Here is a 5,544-nt window from a genome sequence, read left to right as displayed (position 1 = left end):
ATCTAGTTTTGAGGGAATGATACCTCAAATAAAATAGTCTGGCAATAATGGCGAGAAGGTCACACCCGTTCCCATACCGAACACGGAAGTTAAGCTTCTCAGCGCCGATGGTAGTTGGGGGCTGTCCCCCTGTGAGAGTAGGACGTTGCCAGGCTAAGCCCCTTTAGGGGCTATTATTTTGCTGAATTTTATAGTTGGCCCCTTGGTCAAGCGGTTAAGACACCGCCCTTTCACGGCGGTAACACGGGTTCGAATCCCGTAGGGGTCACCAAAGTTTTTTCGTGCAAGCGAAAATAACTTTTACCACAATGGAGGATTAGCTCAGCTGGGAGAGCATCTGCCTTACAAGCAGAGGGTCGGCGGTTCGATCCCGTCATCCTCCATCAATAATTTTTTAAATTGTGCCGGTTTAGCTCAATTGGTAGAGCAACTGACTTGTAATCAGTAGGTTGGGGGTTCAAGTCCTCTAGCCGGCACCATTTATTTTTTGTTTTTTTGAGCCATTAGCTCAGTCGGTAGAGCATCTGACTTTTAATCAGAGGGTCGAAGGTTCGAGTCCTTCATGGCTCATCAGAGTTTTTTGCGGTAGCAAAATAACTTTCAATATTGCGGGTGTGGCGGAATTGGCAGACGCACAGGACTTAAAATCCTGCGGTAGGTGACTACCGTACCGGTTCGATTCCGGTCCTCGGCACCATTTAAATAGTAGCGCCCGTAGCTCAATTGGATAGAGCGTCTGACTACGGATCAGAAGGTTATGGGTTCGACTCCTTTCGGGCGCGCCATATTTTTACGGGAAGTAGCTCAGCTTGGTAGAGCACTTGGTTTGGGACCAAGGGGTCGCAGGTTCGAATCCTGTCTTCCCGACCATTCGAGAATTATTTTTAACAACATGGGGCCTTAGCTCAGCTGGGAGAGCGCCTGCTTTGCACGCAGGAGGTCAGCGGTTCGATCCCGCTAGGCTCCATTCATTTTTTATTATAAATGGCGGTGTAGCTCAGCTGGCTAGAGCGTACGGTTCATACCCGTAAGGTCGGGGGTTCGATCCCCTCCGCCGCTATTAAAATTACTAATGGACCCTTAGCTCAGCTGGTTAGAGCAGACGGCTCATAACCGTCCGGTCGTAGGTTCGAGTCCTACAGGGTCCATTTATATGGAGGAATACCCAAGTCTGGCTGAAGGGATCGGTCTTGAAAACCGACAGGCGGGTCAAACCGCGCGGGGGTTCGAATCCCTCTTCCTCCTCCATAAAATTTTATTATTATCGCGGGGTGGAGCAGTCTGGTAGCTCGTCGGGCTCATAACCCGAAGGTCGCAGGTTCAAATCCTGCCTCCGCAATATATGGTCCGGTAGTTCAGTTGGTTAGAATGCCTGCCTGTCACGCAGGAGGTCGCGGGTTCGAGTCCCGTCCGGACCGTACTTTTATCCCAGTAGGATGACTACTGTTGATATAGATTTTCTATGGCTCAGTAGCTCAGTCGGTAGAGCAAAGGACTGAAAATCCTTGTGTCGGCGGTTCGATTCCGTCCTGAGCCATCTTTTTTTATATGGAGGGGTAGCGAAGTGGCTAAACGCGGCGGACTGTAAATCCGCTCCCTCAGGGTTCGGCGGTTCGAATCCGTCCCCCTCCACCATTTTAGGGGTATAGTTTAAAGGTAGAACTAAGGTCTCCAAAACCTTCAGTGTGGGTTCGATTCCTACTACCCCTGCCATATTATTATGGCGGTTGTGGCGAAGTGGTTAACGCATCGGATTGTGGTTCCGACATTCGTGGGTTCGATTCCCATCAGCCGCCCCATTTCATTAAATGATTTTGGGCTATAGCCAAGCGGTAAGGCAACGGACTTTGACTCCGTCATTCGTTGGTCCGAATCCAGCTAGCCCAGCCATTCTTACTTTTTATAGGGCGGGTGTAGTTTAGTGGTAAAACCTCAGCCTTCCAAGCTGATGTTGTGAGTTCGATTCTCATCACCCGCTCCATATTTTGGGCCTATAGCTCAGCTGGTTAGAGCGCACGCCTGATAAGCGTGAGGTCGATGGTTCGAGTCCATTTAGGCCCATCATCATAAATATTCTAATTGTTCCGCAGTAGCTCAGTGGTAGAGCAATCGGCTGTTAACCGATCGGTCGTAGGTTCGAATCCTACCTGCGGAGCCATTTTATTTTATGGGGAAGTACTCAAGTGGCTGAAGAGGCGCCCCTGCTAAGGGTGTAGGTCGGGAAACCGGCGCGAGGGTTCAAATCCCTCCTTCTCCGCCATTCCTATAATGCGCCTTTAGCTCAGCTGGATAGAGCATACGCCTTCTAAGCGTACGGTCAGAGGTTCGAATCCTCTAAGGCGCGTAAATGTAAAAAACGATTGAATATATAAAATAAAGTTTGATTAAAATCCTGTATTAATTTAAACAGGGTTTTTTTATGTTCTTATCGTTGTTGTAAGGTCATGGTGAATAGATTGTGAAGATTTTCACTTAAACTAACGGGGCAGTTTAGCATTCCTGTAGATCGTTAAATATCAGGTTTGAAAAAAATAGAGCCCCTCAGTAAGATACGAGTATAGAGACCAATCTAAACTCATTGTCTTAAGGAGGAAGCCCTACTATGAATTTTAAAATGCAAGACAAACAAAATCAACTAATAGAAAGAATTTCCGATACACACCTTATTGTTGGTGTGGATATCGCTCAACAACTACACATTGCTCGAGCTGTTAACTTCCGTGGTATTGTAGTTGGAGATCCACTTTCATTTGAAAATAATGAAGAGGGATTCGTAAAACTATTAAGTTGGATTCAAAACTTACAAAAATTAAAAAAATTAGATTCAACAATAGTGGGTATGGAACCTACAGGACATTACTGGATTAACCTATCAAAATGGCTGGATAAACAAAACATTGAGGTAGTTACTGTAAATCCCCACTTAGTAAAAAGGAATAAAGAGAATCGTGACAATACTCAATCGAAGAGTGATAAAAAAGATGCCCTCGTTATAGCGGATATGGTGAAAAACGGCTATTATTCCTTTGTTCGTCCAACATCAGAATCCTTTGAGAAACTTAGAGTTCTAATTTCGAACCGTGATGTAATTGTTAAACGTCTCGTGATGTCTATTAATCAAGTAAATCGATGGGTGGATATAGTCTTTCCAGAACTGAGACAAGTGTTTAAAGATGTTTCGTGCAAAGGGGCCATCGCAACCCTTCGTTTATTTCCTACACCGGATGAAATATCTTCACTTGAAACACTAGATGTCATGAGAGGGTGGAAGTCTTTAATGAAACGACAACCAGGACCTAAAAAAGCTCAATTACTGATCAATCTAGCAAAATCTTCTATTGGAACCGGACAAGCACTTGATGCTTATAAATTCCATTTAGAACAATTATTAGAGGAATATGACCTCGCTGCAAAACAACTCGAAAGAGTTGAAGAACAAGTTAAAGATGTCCTCAACAAAATACCATTCGTGAAAAAACTACTTATGATTAAGGGAATAAGTGAAATTTCATTAGCTGGGATACTAGGTGAGGCAGGAGACTTAAGCGGATTCTCTCACGGCAACTCTCTATTACGTCATGCAGGATTGCATCTAGCTGAAGCAAGTTCAGGAAAATGGAAAGGACAGATTGTCATTTCAAAGCGTGGAAGGTCTAGGCTAAGGCGATTCCTCTACTTAGCAACAATGAGCCTTGTGATGAATAACCCTGAGTTTAAAGCTGTCCACTCCCATAATGTGAAGGTAAAGAAGATAAAGAAAATGAAATCAATCATGAAACTGATAGGTAAACTAGCAAGGATTTTTGTGGGAATAGCACGAAGTAATGAGTCTTATTGTCCAAGTAAAGTCCAAGTATTAATCCCTATAGCAGCTTAGAATTAAAACATTTGATATATAAAATGTATTAATTAATATTCTAAACTTTAATTTTGAATGTTGTCTTATTCGTAGGATTTCAAATATGTACGGAGTACCAGGTTTCTTCAACAAAAGGGCACTGTGACCCATCAGTTTAGCATAACTGGCCTCCACCCCTTGGATAGGCATGACGAAGGAATGAGAGGGCAATTGACCCGTTGAGACATGGGAGGGAAAGCCTCCAGGGGCGGCGTGGAGTTGTACATTATATGGTAAAATATGGAGTGGTAGCTGACTCCTTTATTTAACTATGCCTTCATGAAGTCAAATGATCTGAACTCATATCAATTACACTTAAATCCAAATTACAAGGGTTATGAAATCCTGCGAATAAGTGAGCATTCGATAGATATTCGTATTAAACTGAGGGAGTAGAAGAAGAAAAACGAATAATGTGTATTTGAACCATAATAATAAAAAACAGGGATAATCCCTGTTTAAAAACTTTAAAGTGAACAAACATTTTGTGGCTTCCTAGGTCTTTTTACAAGTTCTCCTCCACAATTTGGACAAATACTATTCATTTCTTCAGTGCATGGAGAGCAAAAAGTACATTCATAGACACATATAAAAGCGAAAGAATTGTCATCAATTGAAGCATTACAACTTTCACATTTTTTTCGCATTTCTAATGTCATTTTATTGGATGCTCCTTTCTAATGTTTATAGGATGAATTTACCATCTTTACATGTTCAATAAAAGTGACAGTTTTTATATTAATAATGGGGACAATGTGCGGGTTGTCTATGAATAAGACAATATAACAATATTGTCGTCTTACGAACATATTGTGAAGAAATGTGCTTAAGCTGGGTCGTTGCTGCGACTCTTTTCTTGTTCCACTAACGGGACAGGTTTGTTTAGAGAGTGGCTTAAATGGTTGATTTTTTTAAAATGTCAAGAACTCTTTTTAATCCTGAATAAATTGTCAGTACAAGCTCTAAAGTGAGGTGATTATTTTGTTAGATAGGCGAAATGAGCCTGGTTGGGCGGATATGAGAAGTAATCGAAGTGACCGTTGTAATTGTAGTTGTAATGGAGTAGGTGAAGAAAATTCATGTTGCTCGGATTCACGTCTCAGAGGACCAGGTATTAGAAGAACAGCCACTCGCGGGGTATACTTTGCAGATGCTGATTTGGTGTGTTCTGGGCTTTGTATTGGACATGACCGAGATACTGTATATGAATGGAGGTTATTTCCGATTTCAGGAAATGCAGAACTCGTGGGACCTACACGTAAAGTTGGGAACGACAGGATAGAAGTTTCAGGAACTGGAGAATTTGAGTTAGATGTAAGAGTTACGTTTATTTGTGGAGCATGGGAATGTGTCAGAGAAGCAACTGTAACTTTCAGACAGTGAGCAAAGAAAGGAGCATAGCAGATTCATTTTAGAGTGGATCAAAAGTCGCTCTCTCTTCAACAAACGGGTAGCTTGAGTTTAACAAAGAGTCGTATTTGCGGCTCTTTTTTCTTGTGTGCGCCCGGCATGGGCGATAACTTGGTGGTGAAAGTCCACTACAGGCTTGGCAGTAGGAACTGTTAGCCAATAGCAAGGGTGTCCACCGTGAGGTGGAATCTGAAGGAAGCTGGAGGCAAATTCTCGAACTGACGAACAGAAACTAT

General features: G+C 42.7%; 3 protein-coding genes, 23 tRNA genes and 1 rRNA gene. 26 read left to right on the top strand and 1 reads right to left on the bottom strand.

The features are described 5' to 3' along the window. Positions 1 to 37: 37 nt before the first annotated feature. The 25 genes from rrf to E2K98_RS29860 all read left to right on the top strand — a co-directional run bounded on the left by rrf (position 38) and on the right by E2K98_RS29860 (position 3,877). Positions 38 to 154, top strand: a 5S ribosomal RNA gene (rrf, locus tag E2K98_RS29980). 42 nt (positions 155 to 196) lie between these two features. Next, positions 197 to 271 (top strand) — tRNA-Glu (locus E2K98_RS29975). A gap of 39 nt (positions 272 to 310) precedes the next feature. Next, a tRNA-Val gene (locus E2K98_RS29970) sits at positions 311 to 383 on the top strand. A 20-nt stretch (positions 384 to 403) separates the two neighbouring features. Then, a tRNA-Thr gene (locus tag E2K98_RS29965) sits at positions 404 to 479 on the top strand. An 18-nt stretch (positions 480 to 497) separates the two neighbouring features. Then, positions 498 to 570, top strand: a tRNA-Lys gene (locus E2K98_RS29960). 44 nt (positions 571 to 614) lie between these two features. Continuing rightward, a tRNA-Leu gene (locus E2K98_RS29955) sits at positions 615 to 697 on the top strand. Between the two features lie 11 nt (positions 698 to 708). Then, positions 709 to 785: transfer RNA gene (locus E2K98_RS29950), tRNA-Arg, on the top strand. 8 nt (positions 786 to 793) lie between these two features. Continuing rightward, positions 794 to 870, top strand: a tRNA-Pro gene (locus tag E2K98_RS29945). A 24-nt stretch (positions 871 to 894) separates the two neighbouring features. After that, positions 895 to 967 (top strand) — tRNA-Ala (locus E2K98_RS29940). A 19-nt stretch (positions 968 to 986) separates the two neighbouring features. After that, positions 987 to 1,060, top strand: a tRNA-Met gene (locus tag E2K98_RS29935). Between the two features lie 14 nt (positions 1,061 to 1,074). Next, positions 1,075 to 1,148 (top strand) — tRNA-Ile (locus E2K98_RS29930). A gap of 7 nt (positions 1,149 to 1,155) precedes the next feature. Then, positions 1,156 to 1,248: transfer RNA gene (locus tag E2K98_RS29925), tRNA-Ser, on the top strand. 17 nt (positions 1,249 to 1,265) lie between these two features. Beyond that, a tRNA-Met gene (locus E2K98_RS29920) sits at positions 1,266 to 1,339 on the top strand. 5 nt (positions 1,340 to 1,344) lie between these two features. Then, positions 1,345 to 1,418, top strand: a tRNA-Asp gene (locus tag E2K98_RS29915). A gap of 46 nt (positions 1,419 to 1,464) precedes the next feature. Continuing rightward, positions 1,465 to 1,537, top strand: a tRNA-Phe gene (locus E2K98_RS29910). A gap of 13 nt (positions 1,538 to 1,550) precedes the next feature. Then, positions 1,551 to 1,635 (top strand) — tRNA-Tyr (locus tag E2K98_RS29905). A gap of 4 nt (positions 1,636 to 1,639) precedes the next feature. Continuing rightward, positions 1,640 to 1,713 (top strand) — tRNA-Trp (locus E2K98_RS29900). 10 nt (positions 1,714 to 1,723) lie between these two features. Continuing rightward, a tRNA-His gene (locus E2K98_RS29895) sits at positions 1,724 to 1,799 on the top strand. A gap of 16 nt (positions 1,800 to 1,815) precedes the next feature. Continuing rightward, positions 1,816 to 1,890 (top strand) — tRNA-Gln (locus E2K98_RS29890). Between the two features lie 17 nt (positions 1,891 to 1,907). Beyond that, positions 1,908 to 1,981, top strand: a tRNA-Gly gene (locus tag E2K98_RS29885). A gap of 6 nt (positions 1,982 to 1,987) precedes the next feature. Beyond that, positions 1,988 to 2,061 (top strand) — tRNA-Ile (locus tag E2K98_RS29880). A 22-nt stretch (positions 2,062 to 2,083) separates the two neighbouring features. After that, positions 2,084 to 2,158, top strand: a tRNA-Asn gene (locus E2K98_RS29875). An 11-nt stretch (positions 2,159 to 2,169) separates the two neighbouring features. Further along, positions 2,170 to 2,260 (top strand) — tRNA-Ser (locus E2K98_RS29870). 10 nt (positions 2,261 to 2,270) lie between these two features. Next, positions 2,271 to 2,344, top strand: a tRNA-Arg gene (locus tag E2K98_RS29865). 258 nt (positions 2,345 to 2,602) lie between these two features. Continuing rightward, positions 2,603 to 3,877: an IS110 family RNA-guided transposase gene (locus E2K98_RS29860; RefSeq protein ID WP_133340591.1), complete on the top strand. Its 1,275-nt coding sequence runs from the start codon at positions 2,603 to 2,605 to the stop codon at positions 3,875 to 3,877. Between the two features lie 488 nt (positions 3,878 to 4,365). Here the strand turns inward: E2K98_RS29860 and E2K98_RS29855 are convergent, their stop codons facing one another. Then, entirely contained in the window at positions 4,366 to 4,557 is a 192-nt protein-coding gene (locus E2K98_RS29855) for a DUF1272 domain-containing protein (protein WP_133340589.1), read from the bottom strand. A gap of 322 nt (positions 4,558 to 4,879) precedes the next feature. Here E2K98_RS29855 and E2K98_RS29850 point away from each other — a divergent pair, with 322 nt between their 5' ends. Next, on the top strand, positions 4,880 to 5,281 hold the full coding sequence (locus E2K98_RS29850; protein WP_133340587.1) for a hypothetical protein: 402 nt from the start codon (positions 4,880 to 4,882) through the stop codon (positions 5,279 to 5,281). Positions 5,282 to 5,544: the final 263 nt, after the last annotated feature.

Source organism: Bacillus salipaludis (genome assembly GCF_004358205.1).
Note: the sequence above shows the minus strand (reverse complement) of the source record. Positions and strands in the feature narration are given on the sequence as shown.

Bases quoted from the DNA above. Each gene is read 5' to 3' on its own strand.
- E2K98_RS29855 (WP_133340589.1), bottom strand. From the start codon at position 4,557: ATGACATTAGAAATGCGAAAAAAATGTGAAAGTTGTAATGCTTCAATT.
- E2K98_RS29860 (WP_133340591.1), top strand. From the start codon at position 2,603: ATGAATTTTAAAATGCAAGACAAACAAAATCAACTAATAGAAAGAATT.